Origin of the sequence: Gandjariella thermophila (assembly GCF_005405885.1) — a bacterium.
In the GTDB taxonomy this organism is placed as follows: domain Bacteria; phylum Actinomycetota; class Actinomycetes; order Mycobacteriales; family Pseudonocardiaceae; genus Gandjariella; species Gandjariella thermophila.
Genome location: NZ_BJFL01000001.1, coordinates 331,974 through 353,747, shown reverse-complemented (window position 1 = coordinate 353,747; position 21,774 = coordinate 331,974). Strand labels below are relative to the sequence as shown.

At 74.8% G+C, this 21,774-nt stretch carries 21 protein-coding genes; 12 read left to right on the top strand and 9 right to left on the bottom strand.

Annotated features, from left to right (window positions below):
- Window positions 1-28: 28 nt before the first annotated feature.
- Window positions 29-361, bottom strand: coding sequence for a cupin domain-containing protein (locus FFT21_RS01675; protein ID WP_137811895.1), 333 nt, complete (start codon window positions 359-361; stop codon window positions 29-31).
- A gap of 198 nt (window positions 362-559) precedes the next feature.
- Here FFT21_RS01675 and FFT21_RS01670 point away from each other — a divergent pair, with 198 nt between their 5' ends.
- From FFT21_RS01670 to FFT21_RS01660, 3 genes are all read left to right on the top strand, one after another.
- A complete protein-coding gene (locus FFT21_RS01670) occupies window positions 560-1,261 on the top strand; it encodes a M50 family metallopeptidase (protein ID WP_225978022.1) in 702 nt (233 codons plus the stop codon).
- Window positions 1,262-1,372: 111 nt separating this feature from the next.
- Window positions 1,373-1,777, top strand: a complete 405-nt coding sequence (locus FFT21_RS01665; RefSeq protein WP_192909336.1) for a CBS domain-containing protein — start codon at window positions 1,373-1,375, stop codon at window positions 1,775-1,777.
- A 262-nt stretch (window positions 1,778-2,039) separates the two neighbouring features.
- The gene (locus FFT21_RS01660) at window positions 2,040-2,468 is read left to right on the top strand and encodes an OsmC family protein (RefSeq protein WP_137811892.1); all 429 of its coding nucleotides are present in this window, start codon (window positions 2,040-2,042) and stop codon (window positions 2,466-2,468) included.
- On the opposite strand, the gene FFT21_RS01655 is transcribed toward FFT21_RS01660, so the two are convergent.
- Both FFT21_RS01655 and FFT21_RS01650 read right to left on the bottom strand, forming a co-directional pair.
- Complete coding sequence (locus tag FFT21_RS01655; RefSeq protein WP_137811891.1) at window positions 2,437-2,706, bottom strand: DUF1876 domain-containing protein; 270 nt, start codon at window positions 2,704-2,706, stop codon at window positions 2,437-2,439. The two genes, FFT21_RS01660 and FFT21_RS01655, sit on opposite strands and share 32 nt — an antisense overlap.
- 63 nt (window positions 2,707-2,769) lie before the next feature.
- Window positions 2,770-3,423 (bottom strand): response regulator, encoded by a 654-nt coding sequence (locus tag FFT21_RS01650; RefSeq protein ID WP_137811890.1) that lies wholly within the window; start codon window positions 3,421-3,423, stop codon window positions 2,770-2,772.
- A 485-nt stretch (window positions 3,424-3,908) separates the two neighbouring features.
- On the opposite strand from FFT21_RS01650, the gene FFT21_RS01645 reads away from it, so the two are divergent.
- Entirely contained in the window at window positions 3,909-5,048 is a 1,140-nt protein-coding gene (locus FFT21_RS01645) for an acetate/propionate family kinase (protein WP_137811889.1), read from the top strand.
- A 41-nt stretch (window positions 5,049-5,089) separates the two neighbouring features.
- Window positions 5,090-5,959: a nitroreductase family protein gene (locus tag FFT21_RS01640; RefSeq protein ID WP_137811888.1), complete on the top strand. Its 870-nt coding sequence runs from the start codon at window positions 5,090-5,092 to the stop codon at window positions 5,957-5,959.
- Window positions 5,960-6,015: 56 nt separating this feature from the next.
- Here FFT21_RS01640 and FFT21_RS01635 read toward each other — a convergent pair whose 3' ends face one another.
- From FFT21_RS01635 to FFT21_RS01620, 4 genes are all read right to left on the bottom strand, one after another.
- A complete protein-coding gene (locus FFT21_RS01635) occupies window positions 6,016-6,393 on the bottom strand; it encodes a hypothetical protein (RefSeq protein ID WP_137811887.1) in 378 nt (125 codons plus the stop codon).
- A 309-nt stretch (window positions 6,394-6,702) separates the two neighbouring features.
- Window positions 6,703-7,620 (bottom strand): universal stress protein, encoded by a 918-nt coding sequence (locus tag FFT21_RS01630; RefSeq protein WP_192909335.1) that lies wholly within the window; start codon window positions 7,618-7,620, stop codon window positions 6,703-6,705.
- 86 nt (window positions 7,621-7,706) lie between these two features.
- Complete coding sequence (locus FFT21_RS01625) at window positions 7,707-9,521, bottom strand: GAF domain-containing sensor histidine kinase (RefSeq protein ID WP_225978021.1); 1,815 nt, start codon at window positions 9,519-9,521, stop codon at window positions 7,707-7,709.
- 93 nt (window positions 9,522-9,614) lie between these two features.
- Window positions 9,615-10,058, bottom strand: a complete 444-nt coding sequence (locus FFT21_RS01620; protein WP_137811885.1) for a pyridoxamine 5'-phosphate oxidase family protein — start codon at window positions 10,056-10,058, stop codon at window positions 9,615-9,617.
- A 232-nt stretch (window positions 10,059-10,290) separates the two neighbouring features.
- Here FFT21_RS01620 and FFT21_RS01615 point away from each other — a divergent pair, with 232 nt between their 5' ends.
- The 3 genes from FFT21_RS01615 (at window position 10,291) to FFT21_RS01605 (ending at window position 12,784) form a co-directional block, all read left to right on the top strand.
- Window positions 10,291-11,196, top strand: a complete 906-nt coding sequence (locus tag FFT21_RS01615; protein ID WP_137811884.1) for a universal stress protein — start codon at window positions 10,291-10,293, stop codon at window positions 11,194-11,196.
- Between the two features lie 32 nt (window positions 11,197-11,228).
- Window positions 11,229-12,230, top strand: a complete 1,002-nt coding sequence (locus tag FFT21_RS01610; RefSeq protein ID WP_137811883.1) for a zinc-binding alcohol dehydrogenase family protein — start codon at window positions 11,229-11,231, stop codon at window positions 12,228-12,230.
- Window positions 12,231-12,556: 326 nt separating this feature from the next.
- Window positions 12,557-12,784: a hypothetical protein gene (locus FFT21_RS01605; RefSeq protein WP_137811882.1), complete on the top strand. Its 228-nt coding sequence runs from the start codon at window positions 12,557-12,559 to the stop codon at window positions 12,782-12,784.
- On the opposite strand, the gene FFT21_RS01600 is transcribed toward FFT21_RS01605, so the two are convergent.
- A complete protein-coding gene (locus FFT21_RS01600) occupies window positions 12,781-13,290 on the bottom strand; it encodes a universal stress protein (protein WP_192909334.1) in 510 nt (169 codons plus the stop codon). The genes FFT21_RS01605 and FFT21_RS01600 overlap by 4 nt on opposite strands.
- Before the next feature lie 287 nt (window positions 13,291-13,577).
- Between FFT21_RS01600 and FFT21_RS01595 the strand changes: the two genes are divergently transcribed.
- On the top strand, window positions 13,578-14,186 hold the full coding sequence (locus FFT21_RS01595; protein WP_137811880.1) for a CBS domain-containing protein: 609 nt from the start codon (window positions 13,578-13,580) through the stop codon (window positions 14,184-14,186).
- A gap of 34 nt (window positions 14,187-14,220) precedes the next feature.
- Here FFT21_RS01595 and FFT21_RS01590 read toward each other — a convergent pair whose 3' ends face one another.
- A complete protein-coding gene (locus FFT21_RS01590; protein ID WP_137811982.1) occupies window positions 14,221-15,222 on the bottom strand; it encodes an Acg family FMN-binding oxidoreductase in 1,002 nt (333 codons plus the stop codon).
- 291 nt (window positions 15,223-15,513) lie between these two features.
- On the opposite strand from FFT21_RS01590, the gene FFT21_RS01585 reads away from it, so the two are divergent.
- From FFT21_RS01585 to FFT21_RS01575, 3 genes are all read left to right on the top strand, one after another.
- Window positions 15,514-17,913 (top strand): phosphoketolase family protein, encoded by a 2,400-nt coding sequence (locus tag FFT21_RS01585; RefSeq protein WP_137811879.1) that lies wholly within the window; start codon window positions 15,514-15,516, stop codon window positions 17,911-17,913.
- Between the two features lie 207 nt (window positions 17,914-18,120).
- Window positions 18,121-18,708: a hypothetical protein gene (locus FFT21_RS01580; protein WP_137811878.1), complete on the top strand. Its 588-nt coding sequence runs from the start codon at window positions 18,121-18,123 to the stop codon at window positions 18,706-18,708.
- 571 nt (window positions 18,709-19,279) lie between these two features.
- A complete protein-coding gene (locus FFT21_RS01575; protein WP_137811877.1) occupies window positions 19,280-21,757 on the top strand; it encodes a wax ester/triacylglycerol synthase domain-containing protein in 2,478 nt (825 codons plus the stop codon).
- The last annotated feature ends 17 nt before the right edge of the window (window positions 21,758-21,774 follow it).

Sequence of the window (21,774 nt, the reverse complement as noted above, 5' to 3'; positions counted from 1 at the left end):
GGAGGGGAACTCGGGTCGGCCGGCGCGGTCAGCGCAACTTGGCCACGGTGAGCACGACCACGGAGTCCTCGATCGCCTCCAGGCTGTGCCGGGCCGGTGGCAGCACTAGGAGATCCCCCGAGCGCCCCTCCCAGGTGGCGTCCGCGGTGGCCAGCCGGACCCGGCCGCGCAGCACGGTCAGGGTGGCCTCGCCGGGGTTCTCGTGCTCGGCCATCGACGTGCCGGCCCGCATCGCCACCAGGGTCTGCCGGAGGACCTGCTCGTGCCCGCCGTACACGGTGGTCCCGCTGCGCCCGCTCGCCGATCGCGCCGCGGTCTCCAGGTGCTCGCGAGCCAGGGCGTCCAGTGACAGCTTCCGCACGACAGCCAGTGTGGCAGGCACCGGCCCGGTCGACCGGACGAGCCCGGGCGGACCCTGGCTTCGGTCGACCGCGCGGCGGCAGGCAGGATGTCGGGCCGACGCGCCGCCATACCGGGATCTGACACCGCGTCAGATGTCATCCGGTGTTGGTCATACGGCGGCGCACGTGGGCCAAACCGGGAAGGGTCGACACGGAACGTGCTCTCGCAAGACGTGCTCGAAACCTGGCTCGACAGCCGCTCGGCGCTGGTGTTCGGCACCGCCGCGATCGCCCTGGTCGCCGTCGCGCACCGGCCCATCTGGCGGTGGTCGCGGGGCGCGGTGACCATCGCGCACGAGGGCGGCCACGCGCTGGTGGCACTGCTCACCGGGCGGCGGCTGTCCGGTATCCGGCTGCACTCGGACACCTCCGGGGTCACCGTGTCCTCCGGCCGCACCACCGGACCCGGCATGGTGCTCACCACGATGGCCGGCTACGTCGCGCCGTCACTGCTCGGCCTGGGCGGCGCGCTGCTGGTCTCGCACGGGTGGATCAGGATCCTGCTGTGGGTCAGCATCGCCCTGCTCGCGGGCGTGCTGGTGCTGATCCGCAATCCCTACGGCCTGCTGTCCGTGGTGGCCACCGGCGGGCTGATCTTCTGCGTGTCCTGGTTCGCCTCGGTGGCGGTGCAGGCCGTGTTCGCGCACCTGTTCGCCTGGTTCCTGCTGTTCGCCGGGATTCGGCCGATCGGTGAGCTGCAGGGCAAGCGGCGCCGGGGCCGCGCGCCGGACTCCGACGCCGACCAGCTCGCCCGTCTCACCGGCATCAACGGCACCGCGTGGGTGGTGCTGTTCGCGCTGGTGGCGATCATCGCGCTGGTGGTCGGTGGGCGGCTGCTGGTGCTCCGGCCGCTCGGCTGAGGACGGGACTTCCTCCCCTGTCGCGCGCGGCCCACCCGCCGCATGCTGCGGTGCACAGGAGCCACGGCGACAGGGGAGGGCACCGTGCGAGCGACCACCGTTTCGCAGATCATGACCAGGGATCCGGTCGTGGCGTGGCCGAGCATGCCGGTCCGCGAGGCGGCGGCGCGGATGGCCGAGTGCGGGGTGAGCGGGCTGCCCGTCGTCGACGGCCTCGGTCGGGTGGTCGGCGTGATCGCGGACAGCGACCTGCTGCCCGAGCAGCGGTCCGCGCCCGAACCGGCGGGCGAGGAGACCCGGGCGGCGTCCGCCGGGCCGGTGGTCGCGGAGGTGATGACCATGCCCGCCGCCACCTGCTCGCCAGAGTTGACGGTGGCCGGCGCCGCCGAGGTGATGCGCCGCACCGGCCTGCACCGGCTGGTCGTCGTCGGCGCCGGCGGCGCGCTGCTCGGCGTGGTCAGCCGCGGCGATCTGGCCGCCGCGCTGCGCACTCCGCAGGGCGCCCGGCACGGCTGACCCGCCCACCGAGACCGGCCCGGTCGGCGGTGGGAGACCAAAGTCCCGCTGCCGGGCCGCCCGGCCGGCACGGCACGGGACCTTCGGCACTGCACCCCCTCCCGCTCCGCCGCACACGCTCATCTGCACAGGTCGGGGATGCTTGGCTGCGCCGTGTGCCGCATGGGCGGCTCCGGTGGGGCGCGCCCGCGGGAGGGCGTGCCTCCGCAGGAGTGGCTGTGGCGCCGCGTTTCCCGACAACCACGGCGAAACGGGGGACGCGATGGCGACGATCACGGTGACACACCTTTGCGCCGACCGGTTCCGTGCCGAGACCCGCGGCCACGCGCTGCTGCTGGACCAGCCCCGCCGCGACGCCGCCGAGCTGGGACCGACACCGCTGGAACTGACCGTGATGGCGGCGGCCAGTGGCGCCGCCCAGGGCGCGGTGGAGTACCTGCGCGAGCGCGGCCTGCCCTGGGTGGGCCTGGAGGTGGACTGCCACTGGTGGCTGTCCGGGGAGCCGGCCCGGGTCCATCGGGTCGAGTTGCTTGTGGTGCCCCCGGCGCGGCTTCGCCCGGAGCACCACGCCGGCCTGCTGGCCGCGGTCGACCGCTGCACCGTGCGGAACACGCTGCGTCAGCCGCCGCAGGTGGACGTCGCGGTCGAGGCCAGGACGCCTACCCGCTCAGGTGGGCGGGTTGGTGCGTGATCGACTCGATGTCGGAGGCCGTGGCGTCCAGCAGAAGGTGCGCCAGGTCGGCCAGGGCCCGGGACACGGCAAGCTCGTCACCGATCTCCGGCACGCTGGGATCACGCGGGTTACGCCGGGCCAACCCGACGCCGACCAGGTGGGCCTTGTGCCGCGTCTCCAGCCGTGCCTCCGCACGCGTCCGGTCGCCCTGCTCGTCGATGCGGACGTCGATCTTCCAGTGCTTCGTTTCCGCCATGGCTGCCTCCCTCGCGTCCGGCGGTCCCGGTGCCGCCCGCCGGGCCGCGGTGACCCGGGCGGATCAGCGGGCCGGTGGTTGGTGCCGCAACCGCTGGGTCGCGTACACCGCGGCCTCGGTGCGGCGCTCGAAGCCGAGCTTGTGCAGCAGCGAGGACACGTAGTTCTTGATCGTCTTTTCGGCGAGGTGCAGTTGCTGCCCGATCTGCCGGTTGGTCAGCCCCTCGGCGATGAGATCCAGGATGCGCTGCTCCTGCGGGCTCAGCGACGCGTAGCGGGGGTCGTTGCGCTCGTCGCCGTGCCGCAGCCGGTCCAGCACCGCCGCGGTGACCTTCGCATCCAGCAGCGATCCGCCACCCGCCACCGTGCGCACCGCGCTGACCAGGTCGGTGCCGCCGATCTGCTTGAGCAGGTAGCCCGACGCGCCGGCCATGATCGCGCCGAACAGCGCCTCGTCGTCGGAGTACGAGGTGAGCATCAGGCACGCCGGCGGCGGCTGCACCATCGACCGGATCTCCCGGCACACCGAGACACCCTCGCCGTCGGGGAGCCGGACGTCCAGGATCGCCACCTCCGGCCGCAGCGCCGGGATGCGAGCCAGGGCCTGCGCGGCGTTACTCGCCTCGCCGACCACCTCGATGTCGGGTTCGGCATCGAGCAGTTGGCTGAGTCCCCTGCGGACCACCTCGTGGTCGTCCAGTAGGAACACCGAGATCATTGGGGCGATCCTCCTCGCCGGTTCGAGGACCCGGACCCATCCCGACCCGTACCTGGACGGTAGCGCGTTTTCCGGGAGGCCGCGACGGGCCGGGGCGCCGGGGACGGGCGCGTGGTGCGGGGCCGCCGCGGCTGGAGTTCGGGTGCCCACTCCGCCCGGCTCGCCGCCGTCGCGCGGCAACGGTCGTTGCCGCGGGTGGCCACGCACCATGCGCAGCGTAGCCCGCCGTCGCGCCGCCGGGTGGACCATCCCGCGCGGCGGGGGCGGCGCCTGCCGGGCAGGCACGCGGCGCGCCGCGGGACGAAGGTCCCGCGCGGCGGGGCCGCACGCCGCTGACGGCGCCGACCGGGCCGCGCCACCGTGGTGGCAGGTCGCCCCCGACGGCGGGGCCGGGCGTGTGCCGCCCGCGGTGCGGATCCGAGCCCGGTCGCGGCGCACCGACCGAGGAGGTACCCGATGGGCCGGTGTGGCTGGTGGTGCCGACCGTGCGCGTGCTGACCGCGAACCCGGGTTCGTCCAGCCTCAAGCTGGCGCTGGTGGCCAGCGGTCGCCGGCTGGACGAGCGCGTGCTGTCCGGCTGGGACGGCGCCCTGCACCACGGGCTGCTCGCCGAACTCGGTGCGCGATGGGCACCGCTGGACGCGATCGGGGTGCGGTTCGTGCACGGCGGCGACCGGGCGCACGCCGTGCGGCTGACCGACGCGGAGCTGGCCGACCTGGACCGGCTGGTGCCGCTGGCGCCGCTGCACCAGCCCCGCTCGCTGGCGCTGGCCCGGCGCGCCCGCGCGGCGCTGCCCGGCCTGCCCACGGTCGGCTGCTTCGACACCTCCTTCCACGCCGGCCTGCCCGAGCGGGCCCGCCGCTACGCGCTGCCCGCGGAGTGGGTGCGCACCTACCGGCTGCGCCGCTACGGGTTCCACGGCCTGTCCTGCGCGCACGCCGTGCGCCGCACCGCGGAGCTGCTCGCCGCCGAGCCCGGCACGCTGCGCATGCTCTGCTGCCACATGGGTGCCGGCGTCTCGGTCACCGCGGTCGACGGCGGCCGCAGCGTGGACACCTCGATGGGGTTCACGCCGCTGGAGGGCGCGGTGATGGCCACCAGGTCGGGCACGGTCGACCCCGGGCTGCTGGTGCGCCTGCTCGACCTCGGCGCGGCCGATCCGGCGGAACTGGGCCGGGCGCTGGAGCACCGCAGCGGGCTCGCCGGGATGACCGGTACCGGCGGCGACGTGCGTGACGTGCTGGCCGCCCGGGCGAGCGGCGACCGCGAGGCGCGGGTCGCGATCGAGGTGTACCTGCACCGGCTGCGCCGGGAGTTGGCCGCCGCGACCGTCTCGCTGGACCGGCTGGACGCGGTGGCGTTCACCGGAGGCGTGGCCGAACACCAACCGGACCTGCTCGCCGAGCTGGCCGACGGTCTGGCGCCACTCGGCGTCCGGGTGGACGCGGCACGGCTGCACCGGCCGGGCGACCGGGTGATCAGCCCGGACCGGGACGGCGTCCGCGTCCTGGCGCTCACCGCGCAGGAGGACCTGGAAATCGCCAGGCAGGCGGAACTGGTGCTGGGCCGGCGATCCCACCGCAGCCCGGCGCTGCACCGCCCCGCGGTCGGCGGGCCGCCGTGACCAGGCGGCCGCGGTGTGCCACGCCGGCGACGTGGACCCCGGTGGAGGCCGACACGCTGGTGCGGGCGGCCCGGCTGGCACCGCGGGTGGGCGACGCGACCGAGCCGTGGACGCTCGAGTTGCACGGCCGCACCGCGATGCTGCTCGAGCACCCCGGCGGCACCGGCCACGACCCCGCCAGCCGGGACCGGCTGCTGGCCTGCGGCGCGGCGCTGACCAACCTCTGGCTGGCGGTGCGCGCGCTGGGCCGCGCCCCCGTCGTCGAGCTGGGGGTCCGCGCCGACCGGCCGGACCACGTGGCCACCGTGCGCGGCGAGGTGGGCGCGGCGCCCAGCGTCGCGGACCTCGCCGACCACGCCGCCATCGAGGCGGTGTCCTGCCTGGGCGAGCGCGTCGAACCGGGGCCGGTGGCGTCGGTGCCGCTGGCCAGGATCGTCTCGGCCACCCGGTGGCCGGGAACGAGCCTGCGGCCGCTGGCGGGGGCCGAGGAGGCCGCCACGCTCGCCGAACTGGCGCTGCACGCGTACCGCCGGCTGGACGGTGACCACCGGCTCAACCGGGAACTGGCCCCGTGGATCGAACCGCGCAGCCGCCCGGCCCGGCAGGTCCGGCCGGACGCGTCAGCGCCGACCACGGTCACCGAACCACGCGCCGTGCTGTGCCGGGCGATGGCCGCGCGGATCGCCGAGGCGCCGGTGCTGCTCGCGCTCGCCGCCGACGACGGCCGGCATGACCAGGTGTTCGCCGGCGCCGCGGTGCAGTCGGCGCGGATCGCCGCGGCGCGGGGCGGAGTCGGGATGGTGCCGCTGACCAGGCTGCTGCACCTGCCCGAGGTGCGTGCCGAGCTGATCGACCGGTTGGCGCTGCCCGGATACCTCCAGGTGGTGCTGCGGCTCGGCACGGTGCGCTGAGCGGGCATGCCGAGCGCGGGGCGGACCCGCCGCGGCGCGTCCTGTCGACGAAGCAGTCAGGCCGGGGTGGCTCGGCGGACCACCCGGTCGGCGAACGGCCCGACCGGCTCGGTGGTGGGCCTGGGCACCCGGTCCGCGATCTCGACCGCCTCACCCAGCGCAACCAGTTGGGCGATCACCTCGGCCAGCGAACCGCAGTGGTTCCACACGGCGTGCGCGCCCTCCGGATCGGTGCGGACCCGCACCACGGCGGCCAGGCCGTAGCTGTAGATGTACATGGCCTCCACGTAGCCGTGGCCGGCGACGTGCTCGCCGACCAGTGCCGCGATCCCACCGCGGTCGTCCGGCACCGTGTACCACCGCCAGGCATGTCGACCGGGCAGGGTGGCCAGCTCAGGGAAGTGGTTGATCGCCTCGTCCAAGAGAATTCCCACGCCTAGCCTCGTTTCGGTGCTGAATCCCGAACGCGCGTCGCGATCGCGTTGCCGGGGCTCGGACTGGGCATGGCGTGCCCGTTCTTGCTGCCGGGTCGCCCCGCCTCCGCGATCGCGAGGCTCCGCCGGCGCGCGTTCCGGTGGTCGTCGAGCGGCAGGGCCACGTCGCCACCCCTCTCGTACCGATCCAGTTGTCACGCGTTGTACACGCGCGGTCAGCATACTGTGACAACCGGGCGGTCCGGCTGGATCTTGCCCGCGACTCGCACACCTGGGCGACGATCAGACCCGTCCGGCGGAGGCGCGGGATCACACCGGGTTCGCCGCGCCCGCGGGGGCCGGTGGCGCGGCCGGGCGATGATGGACCGCCACCGGGCAGTACGCGGTGCGCGCGATGGTCTGGCTGACCGATCCGAGCAGCAGGCCGACGGCGGCCCCGTGCCCCCGGCAGCCGACCACCAGCAGGCGTGCCCGCAGCGACTGCCGGACCAGCACGTCGGCCGGGCTGCCCTCGGCCAGTTCCGCCTGCGCGTCCAGCCGGGGATGCCGCCGCAGCACGTCGGTGCGAATCGCCGCCAGGATGTGCTCCTGCGGCTCGCGCTGCTGGGTGCGGGTGCCGCTGCCGGGAATGCGGGACATCCGCCACGCGGTCACCAGCCGCAGCGGCACCGCGTGCCGCTCGGCCAGTTCGGCGGCGAAGTCGGCGGCCGCCGCCGAGTCCGCCGACCCGTCCACTCCGACGACCACCGGCCCGGGCGGCTCCACCAATGCGTGGCCGCGCTGGCCGGCGCGGACCACCGCGACCGGGCAGGGCGCGCGGGCGAGCAGTTCCGCGCTCACCGAGCCCAGAGTGAGATCGCTGGACAGGCTCGCCGCGTGCGGACCGAGCACCACCAGGTAGGCCCGCCGGGCGGCGTCCAGCAACACCGGGACCGGCATGCCCGCAGTGGCACGCTCGTCGATCCGCACCTCGGGGGCCGTCGCCCGCGCCACCGCCGCGGCCTCGTCGAACATCGCCCGGGTGGCGATCCGCGCCACGTCCGGACGGCCCGGTGGGCACGGGTCCACCGGGCGCCCGGACGCCAGCACCACGGCCGGCGCGGCGGCATGCACCAGCCGCAACTCCCGCCCGGTGGCCGCCGCCTCGTGCGCCGCCCAGCGCACCGCGGGCAGGCTGCGCACGGCGCCGTCGATCCCGACGACGACCGGTTCGCTCCGCGTGGCCACGATGACACTCTTGGCGGCTGGATGCCCGGGCGACAGGGGCGGACAGCGCCCGGCGCGGGGACCTTCGGCCATGGGCGGCCAGGGCGCTAGCGCTGCGCCGCCCTCGGCGCGCCCAGCGGCACCGACCAGCACAGCTCTGCCCCGGAACCGGCGACCGAACGCAGCGTGCAGCTTCCGCCCCACCGGGCGGCCCGCTCCGTCATGTTCACCAGCCCGCTGCCGCGGGCGGCGTCCGGGTCGACCCCGCGGCCGTCGTCCCGGACCCGCAGGTTCAGCTGCTCGCCGTGGCTGTCCACGCTGACCTCCACCCGCACCGTGCGGGCATGTGCGTGCCGGGCGGCGTTGGACAGCGCCTCGCGCAGCGTGGCCAGCAGGTCCGCGCGCACCGTCTCGGGCACCGTGGTGTCCAGCGGGCCGTCGAAGCTCAGCCGGGGCTCGAAGCCGAGCGGGCCGGCCGCCTCCTGGGCGGTGCGCAGCAGTTGCCCGCGCAGGCTCACCTGGCCCAGGTCCTCGGGCACCTCCTGCAGCGAGAAAATGCTCCGCCGGATGTCCCGGATGGTCTGGTCGAGGTCGTTGACGAAACCCTGCAGCCGCTCCGCCACCTCCGGCCGCACCACCAGCCGGGCCATCCCGGCCAGGCCCAGCCCGGTGGCGAACAGCCGCTGGATCACCAGGTCGTGCAGGTCACGGGCGATGCGGTCGCGGTCCTGGAACACCGCCAGCCGCTGCCGGTCCTCCTGTGCCCTGGCGAACTCCAGGGTCAGCGCGGCCTGCGCGGCGAAGGTCTGCACCATCTGGCCGTCCGCGTCGGTGAACGGCGGCCTGCCCTGCTCCTTGGCCACCAGCAGCACGCCGAGCACGTGTTCCCCGGCCGCCAGCGGGACGAGCAGCACCGAGGTGAGGTCCTTGACGTCGGCCAGCCGCTCCATGCTGACGTCCCCCAGCCAGGTGGCCGGTTCGGTCGGCCCCTCCAGCACCACCGGGCGGGAGGAGCGGAGCACCTCACCCATCGCGCCGGTCACCGGCACGGTGCGACCCTCCAGCGCCTTGGCGCTCGGCCCGTCCACCACCTCGAGGGCCAGGTCCTCGGCGCCGTCCCCGGTGAGCGCGATGGCGGCGACCGCGGCGCCAGCCACCACCCGCGCCCGATGGGCGATCAGCTCAAGCACGCTCGAGGTGCTCTGCCCGGACAGCAGCGCACCGGTGATCTCGTTGGACGCCTGCAGCCACAGCTCCCGCTGGTGGGTCTGCTCGTAGAGGCGGGCGTTCTCGATCGCGATGCCGCCGGCGGCGGTCAGCGCGATGACGACCTCCTGGTCCTCCTCACTGAAGTCGCCACCGCCCACCTTCTCGGTGAGGTACAGGGTGCCGAACACCTCGCCCCGCACCCGGACCGGGATGCCCAGGAAGGACCGCATCAGCGGGTCGTCCGGCGGGATGACGCAGGCCTCGAACAGCGGGCGCACGTCGTGCAGGCGGAGTGGCTTGGGGTTCGCGGCCAGCTCGGCCAGCACGCCCCCTTCGGAGATCAGCTCGCCGATCCGCGCCCGCAGCCGCTGGTCGACGCCCGCGTCGATGAACTCGGCCGGCTTCTGGTCCTGGCCGAGCACGCCGAGCACCCCGTACCGGGCGCCGACCAGCTCGCACGCCGACTGCACGAACCGGTACAGCACGTCGGGCAGGCTGAGGTTGCTGGTCACGTTGACCACGGCATCGAGCAACCGGTGGACGCGGCTCTCGTGGTCGATCACCTCGTCCGCGCGGTCCACCAGCTCGCGCAGCAACGTGTCCAGCCGCAACCGGCGCAGGTCGGGGAAGCGCCTCTCCTCCTCTGCCGGAGAGCGCACCTCCACCTGGTGCTCGTCAGCCACCGTGATCTCCATCCCGACCTGGTCAAACACCCAACAAGCAGACTACCGTCCGGCTTCCGGACCCTGTCGGTGTCGAAGCCACACCTTGGCGCCCGTATCGCGGTGGGTGCGGCCCGGCACGGGTCAGCCGGTGGCCCGCTGCGAGGCCGGGTTGACCGCGGGCGTGTGCCGGACCCGGCGACCGGCGATCCGCTCGATGGAAATCCTGATCACGTGCTCCGGGCCGGCGGGCATCCAGCTGCGCAGCGGGAGCGTGTTGATCCGGCGCAGCTCGTCGCGGTTGAGCACCTCGGTGGCGTGGCCGACGATGACCACACTCCAGCCGTTGCGCAGGCCGTTGTCGAAATCGTCGGCCTCGAAGGCGACGATCGCGTTGCGCGTCGCCGCGGACAGCTTGCTGCCGTGCGAGGTGCGGAAGAGCACGGATTCGTCCAGAATCGCGAAGTTGATCGGCTGCACGGCGGGCAGTGCCTGGTCGGTGAAGACGATGCGTCCCACGGGTACTGACTGGAGCAGGCGAAGGCACTCCGCCCGGTCAAGGACCTCCAGGCCAGCGGAGTCGAACATCGCACCTCGGTTCGTCGGCGGTCGCATGTGGACAGGCTCGTCCGGTGCGCTCCACCATTCACTGCTGACCGGTCTACGGGCAAGGGACCAACGGCCTAGATCTCTTCGACCGATCGCGTTCTCCGGCGATGCCCGTTCCGCCGGAGGTCCCCGGACATCGGGACCAATGCCAGCGTCCCGCCGCGGGTCCTCCGCCCTAGCGTCGGCGGTGAGTTCGACCGGGGGAGGGCCGATGGCGGGTGATGCGCGCGCGCCGGTGATGGTGGCCGGTGTGGACGGTTCCGGACGCGCGCTGCAGGCGGTGCGCTGGGCGGCCGCCGGCGCGGCCCGGCGGCACCTGCGGCTGAGGCTGGTGCACGCGCAGGCGGTGACGGGCACCGCCTATCCCGGTGCCTCCGCCGTCCCGCAGGGTGTCTACGACGCCATGACCGAGCAAGCCGAGCGGTGGCTGATCCAGGCCAGGGACGCGGCGCTGGAGGTGGCCCCGGAACTGGCCGTGGACACCGAACGGCACGAGTCCCCCGCGGTGGCCACGCTGCTGGAGCAGTCCAGGACGGCGCGCATGGTGGTGCTCGGCTCCCGGGGCCTCGGCGGGTTCACCGGGCTGCTGGTCGGCTCCACCGCGGTGGCCCTGGCCGCGCACGCCGACTGCCCGGTCACCGTGGTGCGGGGCCGCGCGACGGGCGAACCGCCGCCGGCGGGCGGACCGGTGGTGGTCGGGGTGGACGGATCACCGGCAAGCGAGGCGGCCATCGAGGTGGCCTTCGACGAGGCCTCGTTCAGCGGGGCCGACCTGCTCGCCGTGCACACCTGGAGCGACGTCACCGTGCGCGGCGCGTTCGACATGCCCGGGATCGACATCGACTGGGAGCGGGTGGCCGCGGACGAGCAGCGGTTGCTGGCCGAGCGGATGGCCGGGTGGCAGGAGAAGCACCCGGACGTGCGGGTGCGGCGGATGGTCACCCGGGACCGGCCGGTGCGCAGCCTGCTCGCCCAGGGGGAGGGGGCCCGGCTCATCGTGGTGGGCAGCCGGGGCAGGGGCGGGTTCGCCGGCATGGTGCTCGGCTCCACCAGCCAGGCCCTGCTGCACCACGCGCCGTGCCCGGTGACCGTGGCCCGCCCGGTGCGCGGGGGCTGACGGTGGTCGCCGCGCCTGTGATCATTGACCGCATGCTGTCCTGGCACGTGGAACGACCGGGGCCGGTGGCTGCCCGCCCCCTGCGCCGGCGGAACGGCCCGCTGCCGACCGCCGCCGAGGGGGAACTGCTGCTGCGGGTGCTGGTCTGCGGTGTGTGCCGGACCGACCTGCACGTGGCCGAGGGAGACCTGCCGGTGCACCGGCCCGGCGTGGTGCCCGGCCACGAGGTGGTCGGCGAGGTGGTCGCGGTGGGTGACGGCGCAGTCGGGGACTTCGCCGTCGGGCAGCGGGTCGGCGTGGCCTGGCTGCGGCACACCTGTGGGCAGTGCCGCTACTGCCTGCGCGGCGCGGAGAACCTCTGCCCGGAGTCCCGGTACACCGGTTGGGACGCGGACGGTGGGTACGCGGAGTACACCACGGTGCCCGCCGGCTACGCCTATCACCTGCCCGACGGGTACTCCGACGCGGAACTGGCGCCGCTGCTGTGCGCGGGGATCATCGGCTACCGGGCGCTGCGGCGGGCCGAACTGCCGCCCGGCGGCCGGCTCGGCATCTACGGGTTCGGCGCCAGCGCGCACCTGGCCGCCCAGGTGGCCCTGGCGCGGGGCGCGGTGGTGTACGTGATGACCCGGAGCCCGGCGGCCAGGGAACTCGCCACGGAGCTGGGCGCCGCCTGGGTGGGTGGGGCCGCCGACGAACCGCCGGAGCCACTGGACTCGGCGATCTTGTTCGCCCCGGCCGGGGACCTCGTGCCACCCGCGCTCGCCGCGCTCGACCGCGGCGGCACCCTGTCGATCGCCGGAATCCACCTTACCGACATCCCGCAGCTGCGGTATCAGCGGCACCTGTTCCAGGAGCGCCAGGTCCGCAGCGTCACCGCGAACACCCGCGAGGACGGCCGGGAGTTCCTGCGGTTCGCCGGGCAGCACCGGATCCGGGTGACCACCACGCCGTACCCGCTGGACCGGGCCGACGCGGCGCTGGCCGACCTGGCCGGCGACCGGGTGTACGGCGCCGCGGTGCTGGTGCCCTGAGCCGGACGCCCCGGGATGTGGCGCGGCCGACGCCGCGCGGCGGAAACGTGGCGCCCGGTACCGGGGATCGGGGCGGTGGATCCCGGGCCGCCGACGAACCGTTGACCCGGTCGCTGACCTGCTTACCGGTTCCCCGGCGCGTGCCGTGCGCGCCGGGTCCGGGGAGCGCATCCTGTGTGGTGCACCTGGAGGCGGCCGGGAGGCCTCACACCGGACGTTTCGGCGAACACGCGAACGGGAGGATGGTCAAGGTGACAAGGGAGCGACGGGCGCCCGCGGTAGCCCCGCGATGGATGGTCCACACGGTCGGTGGCCGATGGCTCCGAGTGCGGACGTTCCGGGCCGGCCCCGATCCCGTCGCCGGGGACCCGACCGCCCGGGTGGTGCTCGACGTGGCCACCACACCGGCCGACGCCGACCCGATGTGGGTCAGCATGACCGCGGCTGAGGCCAGGGAACTGGCCGCCGAACTGTTCGCGCGCTCCGAGGAGCTCGACCCGTCCGGGATGACGTCGACCGGGCGGGCCGACGTCTCCGCCAAGCGCTCCGGCTAACCCGGCGGCGGCCGCTGACCGGGTGCCGGCCTGGGCGGCGCGCCGAGGCGTTCGGCCGCACCCGAGGTGATCACCACCACCGGGCATCGTGCCCGCCGCAGGCAGGCGAGGGTGACGCCGCCCACCCGTTCCCGCCGGCCACCGGGGCCGTGCGCGCCCAGCACCAGCAGGTCCGCGTCGTCCGCGCTGCGCACCAGTTCCTCGGCCGGATCGCCGGTCGGGGTCACCTCGACCACCGAAGGCGCGGCTGGCAGCGCGGCGCGGGCCGCGTCCACCTCCGCGCGCAGCCGCTCCAGCGGCGCGGCGTGCGCCGCCACCGTCCCGGTGCGCCGGGGCGGACCGGCCGGCGGTGCCGAAGCCGGGTGCTCGCGCACGGCGACGGCCTGCACCGTGCCGCGCTCCCGGGCGGCCTGGCGGATCGCCCAGCGCAGCGCCGCATCGGCCGCCGGCGACCCGTCAACCCCGACCACGATCACCGGTGACCCCTGTCCACCCGGCCGGTTCACGCCCACCGTCCTTCAGCGAGTTCACGCACCGCACCGCCCCCGGGGACGCCGCGTGGCGCCCCGCGCCGGCGCCGCGACGCCGTGCCCAGGTTGGCCCCGCGGGCACCGGCCGAGCAGGGGCGAAGGTCCCCGCCGCCGAAGCCGGACGGCCCCGGGGCCGCCGACCGCCGCCCTCCGCCGCGCCGGGACTTCGGTCCGCGCGATGTGGGTATACCGGCACTGCTGGGCGATGCGGCGCGCGCATAGCGTCGCGTCGAACACGGGTGGGAAAGCGGGGAGGACCGGGGATGAGGGTCACGGACATCATGCGGTGCCCGGTGGTGTGCGCACATCCGGGCACCACGGTTCGGGTCGCCACGGCACTGCTGGTCGACAACGCGTTCACCGCGCTGCCGGTGGTGGAGCCGGACGGCCGGCTGGTCGGCATCGTGACCGAGGCGGACCTGCTGCGCGGCACCGTCCGGGACGCCCGCCTTGCGGCGGCCGGCACGGCGCGGGGGACGCCGGTGGCCGAGGTGATGAGCAGTCCGGTGGCCACCGTGCCGGCCGGTGCGACGCTCCCCGAGGTGCGGGAGGCGATGTCCGCGCACGGCAGGCGGTGCCTTCCGGTGGTGGACGAGGCCGGCACGCCGCTCGGTGTGGTCAGCCGGGGCGACGTGCTGCGCACCCTGCTGCGGGAGGACGAGATGACCGCGGCCAAGGTGCGCCGCCTGCTGGCCGACTACACCGCCGGCCAGCGGGACTGGACCGTGCACGTCACCTCGGGCCTGGCCGTGGTCAGCGGCGAGTTCGCCGACGAGGCGGAGCAGGGCATGGTGACCGCGCTGGTCCGCACCGCTCCCGGGGTGACCGGGGTGGTGCTGCGGCCGCGGTACGCGCTGGCCGGCGCGAACTGACCGGCGCCGGCGAGCGGCGCCGCGCGCTGGGCGGTCAGTGCGGCACGCGCTCGGCGTGCTCGATGACCTCGTCCAGCGGTCGCCGCGGGGTCGAGGGCAGCGGTCCGGCCGTGGCCGGCGTGCGGCCCACCCGGAGCACGGCCTGCGGGTAGGTGGCGGCGTCGAGTACCCGGGTACGCACCACGTCCCGGGTGCATTCCACCTCCATCACCTGGCCGAGCGGGCAGGTCGCGAGCCCCATCCGGGTGGCGGCCAGCAGCACCGCGCTCAGCGCCTCGCCGGCCCGCAGCAGCGACAGCCGGTCCTCCGCGGCGGTGCCCAGCACCATCGGCACGCTCGCGTCGTCGGCGTCGGTGGTGTCCGGCGGCTGGGGCAGTGCCGGGCGGGGAAGGACCCGCACCGGCAGGTCGCCGTAGCGGCCGGTAACCGGCGGGACGCTGGCCGAGGGCACGCCGTCGGGCGAGCCATGGCGGCGACCGGTCCACGCGTCCAGCTCCGCGGTGTACGCAGGGTTGGCCCGCTGCAGCGCCGCGGCCTCGGCCATCGCGCACACCAGGCGGTAGCGGGCGCGGGCGTCCAGCACGGCGCGCAGCACCACGCCCTGCTCGGCGGCCGCCTCGGCCAGCCGGGCGAGCATCCGCGGCGGCACCTGCCAGGCGCCGTAGCGCCGGCGGTCGGTGCGCCGGGCCCGGATCGCCGCGGCGAGCGCCACGTCCCGGTCCGTGGGTTCGCGCGGCTGGCAGCGCACGGTCGCCAGCAGTTCCGGATCGCTCCGGTCCGGGATCCGGTGCACCACCGGGGCCCATCCCGCGGCGGCGAGCGCCAGCCGCAGGTGGTGCAGGGCCGCGCCGCAACTCAGCAGGAGCTCGTGACCGTAGGGGTCGGTAGCGGGCAGCCGCCGGCCGCGGTCGGCGTACAGCGACAGCGTCCCCCGGCCGAGCCGCCACCGCCACGGCTGGGTGTTGTGCAGCGACGGCGCCCGGGTGGCCAGCGCGACGGCCGAGGCCAGCGTGTCCTCGTCCGGCCGGCCGGACATGGTCACGGCGACCACCTCCGCTCAGTGCCTGTTCCGCGAACCCGCCCCGGCGCGTTCCCATGCTCGTCATCGCAGGTCAGTCACGGTGCGGAACGGGCTGTCAGATCGATTCGACGGTAGCCGCGGCCGGTGGCCGTCCGGCAGGGCCGGAGGTCCCCGATGGCTCGATCCGGTGCGCGCCGGCCGGTGCCGTTCCGCCCGGCGGCGCGGGCCTTTCGCCCCTCATGCCCGCCGCGGACCGCCGCCGACCATGAACGCAACCGGCACCGACCGCGGGGAGTTGAGGAACACATGACGTCGGGTACCCGGACGACCGCCGAACCCGCCGCGGTGGCGCGCACCTTCGCCAAGGAGGAGCTGCGGTGCGTGGACGCGCTGTGGCGGGCCGCCAACTACCTCTCCGTCGGCCAGCTCTACCTGATGGACAACCCGTTGCTCACCGAGCCGCTGTCGGCCAGGCAGATCAAGCCGCGGCTGCTCGGCCACTGGGGCACCACCCCGGGGCTGAACCTGGTCTACGCCCATCTGAACCGGCTGATCGTGGCGCACGACGTCAACATGATGTACGTGATCGGCCCGGGGCACGGCGGGCCGGCGCTGTTCGCCAACACCTGGCTGGAGGGCAGCTACTCGGAGAACTATCCGGAGGTGCCCCGGGACGCCGAGGGGATGCGCACGCTGTTCCGCCAGTTCTCCTTCCCTGGCGGGGTGCCCAGCCACGTGGCGCCGCAGGTGCCCGGCTCCATCCACGAGGGCGGCGAACTGGGTTACTCGCTCGCGCACGCCTACGGCGCCGCGTTCGACAACCCCGACCTGGTGGTCGCGTGCGTGGTCGGCGACGGCGAGGCGGAGACCGGGCCGCTGGCCACCAGTTGGCACGCCAACAAGTTCCTCGACCCGGTGGGCGACGGCGCGGTGCTGCCGATCCTGCACCTGAACGGGTACAAGATCGCCAACCCTGCGGTGCTCGCCCGGATCCCGCGCGAGGAACTGGACGCCCTGCTCCGCGGCTACGGCTACGCCCCGCACTACGTCGTCGGCGACGACCCGCCGACCGTGCACCGGCGGATGGCGGCCACCCTGGAGGAGATCCTCGCCGAGATCCGCCGCATCCAGCACGCGGCGCGCACCGGCCGCGCCGACGGGGTACGCCCGCGGTGGCCGATGCTGGTGCTGGACACGCCGAAGGGCTGGACCGGGCCGCACACCGTGGACGGCGTGCCGGTGGAGGGCACCTGGCGCGCCCATCAGGTGCCGCTCGCCCGGGTCCGGGAGGACCCGGAGCACCTGCGGCTGCTCGGCGAGTGGATGCGCTCCTACCGACCCGAGGAACTGTTCGACCCGGCCGGCCGGCCCCGCCCCGAGGTGCTCGCGCTCGTCCCCGAGGGCGACCGGCGGATGGGCGCCAACCCGCACGCCAACGGCGGGCTGCTGGTGCGGGACCTGCGGCTGCCCGACTTCCGGGGGCACGCCGTCGTGGTGGACAAACCGGGCTGCTGCCTCTCCGAACCCACCCGCACGCTCGGCCGGTGGCTGGCCGCGGTGATCGAAAGCAACGCGGACAACCGCGACTTCCGGCTGTTCGGCCCGGACGAGACGGCGTCGAACCGGCTGGACCCGGTGTACCGGGTGACCGACAAGCAGTGGCAGGGTGAGATCCACGCGGTGGACGAGCACCTGGGCCGCTCCGGCCGGGTCGTCGAGGTGCTCTCCGAACACCTGTGCCAGGGCCTCCTGGAGGGCTACCTGCTGACCGGCCGGCACGGGCTGTTCGACTGCTACGAGGCGTTCATCCACGTCGTGGACTCGATGTTCAACCAGCACGCCAAGTGGCTGGAGACCGCCCGGCGGTTGGGCTGGCGCCGGCCCGTCCCTTCGCTGAACTACCTGCTCACCTCACACGTGTGGCGGCAGGACCACAACGGCTTCTCGCACCAGGACCCCGGCTTCGTCGACCTGGTGATGAACAAGAAACCCGAGGTGATCCGGGTCTACCTGCCGCCGGACGCGAACACCCTGCTCTCCGTGGCCGACCACTGCCTGCGCAGCCGGGACTACGTCAACGTCATCGTCGCCGGGAAGAACCACGGCCCCGACTGGCTGGGCATCGAGGACGCGGTGCTGCACTGCACCCGCGGCCTGGGCATCTGGGAGTGGGCCAGCAACGACGACGGGCACCCCGACGTGGTGCTGGCCTGCGCTGGCGACGCGCCCACCCTGGAGGTGCTGGCGGCCGCCTCGCTGCTGCGCGAGCACCTGCCCGAACTGAAGGTGCGGGTGGTCAACGTGGTCGACCTGATGCGGCTGCAGCCGGACACCGCGCACCCCCACGGGCTGGCCGACCGCGAGTTCGACGCGATCTTCACCACCGACCGCCCGATCATCTTCGCCTACCACGGCTACCCGTGGACCGTCCACCGGCTGACCTACCGGCGCACCAACCACGGCAACCTGCACGTGCGCGGCTACACCGAGGAAGGCACCACCACCACGCCGTTCGACATGCTGGTGCGCAACGACATGGACCGCTTCCGGCTGGTGATCGACGTGCTGGACCGGGTGCCCGGCCTGGGCGCCCGCACCGCGCGGCTGCGGCAGCGGATGCGTGACCGGCGCATCCGGCACGGGCAGTGGGTGCGCCGGCACGGCGAGGACCCTCCGGAGGTCCGTGACTGGTGCTGGCGCTGGTAGCGGCACCGCCTGCGCCCCTCGCCATCGACGCTCCCGCCACCAACGGGTGGTCTCGCACCCCGTTCGCGGATCAGCGTTTGCCGGTCGATCGTGGTCGCCCGACATTTGGTCTCGCCCCCATACCTGACCGAAGAAAGGGCAACCATGTTTCGTCGAAACGGTGCCAGACGTGGTGTCCGTCGCGGTGTCCTCGGCCTGCTCGCGCTGGTGGCCGCGGCCCTTGCGGTCCCGGCCGCGACCGACATGTCCACGGCCTCCGCCGCCACCCCGAGGGCGGCACTGGTCAAGGAGGGTCACGTCGACCTGTTCCTGACCAGCGAGCTGGCCAGCGCGCTGCGCGGCGCCGGCATCACCCCGTACGCGGTCGTTCCCACCACGGCGATGACCAACTGGGACGTGCCGGTGTTCCGGATCCCGCTGCGCGGCGGGGAGTTGCAGCGCAACCCGTACAGCGGCAACTTCGCCGGTGGCTGGCTGCACTTCGACCGCGGCGGCCTCGGGTTCCGCATGGGTGACCGGCGCATCGAGTTCAGCCGGTTCGACGCCGACCTGACCCGCGGTGAGATCCGCGCGGTCGTCAACGGCGAGCACTCCTCGTCGTTCCCGGTGTTCACCTTCCGCGTCAACGCCGACCAGGTGAGCTTCAGCGCGCCGGTGGTCAGCATCGACGGGGTCGGCCTGCGGTTCACCCCGGAGGCGCAGGTGCTGTTCAACGCCGCGTTCGGCAGGCAGGTGCTCAACGGCGACATCGACGCCGGGAACTACTCGGCCCGGGCCGTCCTGAGCAACTCCTGACCAACCGCCGCCCGGTGCGGGTCCGCCCGGCACCGTCCCGGCGACCGGGTCCGCCGACGCCGGCGGGCGTCCGGTGCGATGAGACGCACCGGAGGCCCGCCGCCGAACGACCCGGAGAACCCGCACCGGGCACGGTGGTGCCGCGACCGAGAGGGCGCGGCACCACCGCGGTGGGACCGGCCCGCCGGGTCGCCACCGGAATCACATCGCCGCCGCGCCGGAAAACGCACGGAGCGGCCCGCATCGGTGGCAGGATGCTGCCGTGCGCACCCCGACCGAGCCGTGCCGCCGTCCCGCCGCGAGCCCGCCCGGTCCCCGATCCGCCCACCGCGACCCCGCTCCACGCGCCGACCGTGCCCGGCCGGGCGGTGCCCACCCCCTCCGGTGCGATCCGCTCCCGTGGCCGCGCGCTGCCCGAACCTCGTGCGGTCGCGGACCGGCCGGGACCGCGCGAGGGTGGTCACGGTGATGTCGGTGCTGCCGAGGCCGGCATGTGCCGGAGCCGCGCGTGATCGATAATGACGGCACGCGAACTCGCGGGGGCGCGGACTCGCGGAGAAAAGGGAGCGCGATGCCTGAGCAAGCGGGCGGGGTGACGGCGAAGCGCCGGCGAGCCGCCGCGTCCGGCGCGGAGGCGGCGAGCCGGTCCGCCGCGGCACGGCAGCCGCGGCGGGTTCTCGTTGTGTCCGCGGACATGGGCGAGGGACACAACGCCACCGGTCGCGCGCTGCAGGCGGTGGTCGACCGCATCTGGCCACAGTGCACGGTCGAGTGGGTGGACACCCTGGACGCGATGGGCCGCGGCGTGGGCCCGCTGTTCCGCCGGATCTACACGTCCAACGTGGAGCGCACGCCCTGGCTGTACGAGTTCTTCTACCGCTCGGTGTGGCGCTACCGATGGTTCGCCAACTCGTCCAAGCGGTTCGTCGGCGAGTGGAGCGGCCGCCGGCTCGCGCCGCACATCGACCGGGTGCGCCCCGACCTGATCATCTCCACCTACCCGCTTGGCAGCGCGGGCCTGGCCTGGCTGCGCCGCCACCGCGGGCTGGACGTCCCGGTCGGCGCCTGGGTGTCCGACTTCGCGCCGCACCCGTTCTGGGTGTACCGCGACCTCGACCTCAACCTGGTGATGCACCCCGTCGCGGTGCCGGTGGCCGAGCGGAGCGAGCCGGGCGCGCCGGTGGCGGTGTCCGCGCCCACGGTCACCGACGCCTTCCGACCGGGGGACCAGCGCGCCGCCCGGCGCCGGCTGGGCCTGCCCGAGCGGGCGTTCACCGCGCTCGTCTCCTGCGGCTCGCTCGGCTTCGGCCGCTCCGAGGAGGCCGTCCGGGAACTGCTCGACGGTGACCCGGACGGGTGCGTGCTGGTGGTCTGCGGCCGCAACGAGCGGCTGCGCGAGCGGATCGACCGGGACTTCGCCGGCGACGACCGGGTGCGGGTGTTCGGCTGGGTGGACGACATGGCCGGGCTGATGGTAGCCGCGGACGTGGTGGTCACCAACGCCGGCGGGGCCACCTCGCTGGAGGCGCTGGCCTGCGGCCGGCCACTGCTGATGCACCAGCCGATCGCCGGGCACGGCAGGGCCAACGCCGAGCTGATGGCCGAGGCGTCGCTGGCCGAGGTGTGCCCGGCCGAGGGCGACCTGGCCCGCGCGGTGGCCCGGTTGCGGCGCGAGCCCGACCGGCTGGCCGCCATGCAGCGGGCCGCCGCTGAGCACTGCGCCGCGCACGAACTGGCCGACGGGTTGCGTGCGGTGGCCGCCAGCGGGCGGGGCGCGCCCAGCCGCCCGATCGCCGCCGAGGACGCGCTGTTCGTGCACATCGACACCGCGCAGGTGCCGCAGCAGGTCGGCGCGGTGGTCGTGTTCGAACCCGGGCCGGAGGGCGAGCTGCCCACGCACGCCGACGCCGCGGCGATGCTGGGCGCCGTCCCCGGCATCCGGAGCCGGCTGGACCGGGGATCGCCGCTGCGGCGGCCGCGCTGGCGCCAGGACACCCGAGTGAACGTCGCCGACCTGGTGGACCGCTACGACGTGGCCCGCGACGATCCGGGCAGGGAGCTCGGTGAGATCATCGACGCCTTCTACTCCCGCGGGTTCGACGGCCACCGCTCCGCCGGGGAGGGGCTGTACGTCACCGGCCTGCCGGACGGCCGGTCCGCGCTGCTGGTCAAGCTGCACCACGCGCTCGGTGACGGCATCACCGTGCTGCGCGCGCTGCTGTCAGCCACCGGCGCGGGCCGCTCCTGGGCCACCCCGCCCGCGCCCTCGGTCAGCCGCGGCCTGCCCCGCGGGCTCGGGCTGCGCCGCACCGCGCGGGGCCTGTGGACGCTGGCCCGCGCCGGCCGCGCCCCGGCCAGCCCGCTCAACGGCGCACTGGGCACCCCGGCCCGGCACCACGGCTTCGCCCGGCTGCCCGGCCGGCCGCTGCGCACCGCCGCACGCCGGCTCGGCGTCACGGCCAATGACCTGCTGGTCGCCGTGTTCGCGGAGGCGTTGCACCGCACCCTGAACACCGGCGAGGGCCCGGCCACGGAGTCGCTGCGGGTGATGCTGCCGTGGTCGCTGCGTACCACGGGGACCCTGCACAGCACCGGCAACCGGACCGGCGCGGTCGCCGTCGACCTGCCAGTCGGAACGCTGCCGCTGCGCCGCCGGCTCGACCTGGTGCGGGACGCGATGCGCGCCAGGGTGGACGCGGGCGTGCCCGAGGCGGCCAACGCGGTGGTGCGGGCGATCGGGCTGCTGCCACCACCGCTGCACGCCGCGGTCGCGCGGTGGATGTACCGGTCCACCTGGTTCAACGCGATCGCGTCGGTACTGCCCGGACCGCGCTGGGAGGTCCGGTTCGCCGGCGCCCGGGTCTGCGAGGCACTTCCGGTGCTTCCGCTCGCCCCCGGCGTCGGCCTGTCCTGGGGGGCGATGATCTGGGGTGATCGAGTGATCGTGGGCTTCACCGGCGGTCCGGGACTTGCCGGCCAGGTGGACCGGCTGGCCGAGGAGACCGAGACGGCGCTGCGCGACTACGTCGCTCTCGCCGAGGCGGCATGACACGCCCGGGCGGCACG